We start from the raw sequence: 1,478 nt of genomic DNA, 5'->3' as shown, positions 1-1,478 counted from the left end.
TTGGAGCGCGGGGTACGACCGATAGGGCTTTGATCGATATCGACCATTTTGTCCAGATGCTCAAGACCGCTGATACTCTCGTGCTTATCCGCGATAAGCGTTGAGGCATTATTCAATTGTGTCGCTGCCAATGGCATAAGGGTGCGGTTAATTAGCGTTGATTTACCAGAACCTGATACCCCTGTGATACAAGTCATAATACCAACAGGCAGACTCAAATCTACGTCGTGTAGGTTATTGCCGGATGCGCCTTTTAACTCAATGCTCATGGGTAATTTTTTGGGTTTGGCTTTGCCTTTCGCTTCTACTTCTATGGTTTTGGCTTTGTGGCGTATAGTTGGAATCTCAATTTTTTTCTTACCCGACATATATTGTCCCGTCAGCGATTCCTTGTTCGCCATAATGTCTTTGACGGTACCTTGGGCGATGATATGACCGCCATGTACGCCTGCGCCGACACCGATATCGATAACGTGATCCGCTTGGCGAATCGCATCTTCGTCATGCTCTACAACGAGGACGGTATTACCCAAATCACGCAAGCGTGTTAGCGTTTTCAATAAGCGATCATTATCACGCTGATGCAAACCAATGGAGGGTTCATCAAGGACATACATCACGCCCATCAGACCTGCGCCAATCTGACTAGCCAAACGAATACGCTGCGCTTCGCCGCCTGATAGGGTTTCGGCAGAGCGGGCAAGGGTGAGATAATCAAGGCCAACGCTGACCAAAAAGTTGAGACGCTCATTAATCTCTTTGAAGATTTTTTCCGCAACTTCCCCTTTATGCCCGCTCAGTTTAAGCGTTTTATAATAGTCAGCGGCATCACCGATAGACAGCTTAACGATTTCAGCGATGGTTTGCTCATCAACGCGCACGTTACGTGAGATCTCGTTCAGGCGCGCACCATCACAGACGTTACAGGTAGTATCGGCAAGATATTTGGCTAGCTCATCACGCACCAAGTTGCTTTGCGTTTTAGCATAACGGCGCTCAAGGTACGGTAGTACCCCTTCAAAAGGAATGGTCTTATTGGTTTTGCGTCCGCGCTCATCGGTAAAGTTAAAGGTCAACTTTTCTTTACCAGAGCCATGCATGATAAGGTCTTGTTGCTTTTCGGATAAATCCTGCCACGGCGTATCCATATCGATTTTAAAATGCTTGCACACTGTGCTAAGCAAGCCAAAATAGTACGAGTGACGCTTGTCCCAACCATTGATTGCGCCTTGATTGAGTGTTTTATCAATGTGGGTAATGAGTTTTTCAGCCGCGAAATACTGACGTTTACCCAAACCATCACAGCTAGGACACGCGCCGTATGGATTGTTAAAACTAAACATACGTGGCTCAAGCTCAGAGACGGCGCGGTCACAGACTGGGCAAGAGTGCTTGGCGGACATGACTTGGTTCTGATCACCGCCTTCTTTTGGATTGCCATCCATAAAGTGTAGGGTGACCAGACCTTGACCTAAACG

General features: G+C 47.4%; 1 protein-coding gene. It reads right to left on the bottom strand.

Annotated features, from left to right (window positions below):
* The coding region (locus ACTXGO_RS13645) for a UvrA family protein (protein ID WP_459112933.1) at positions 1–1,478 on the bottom strand (1,478 nt) is incomplete at both ends.

This window comes from Psychrobacter sp. T6-1, assembly GCF_052258445.1.
The sequence above is the reverse complement of the archived record's forward strand: the minus strand, read 5'-3'. Positions and strand labels throughout refer to the sequence as shown.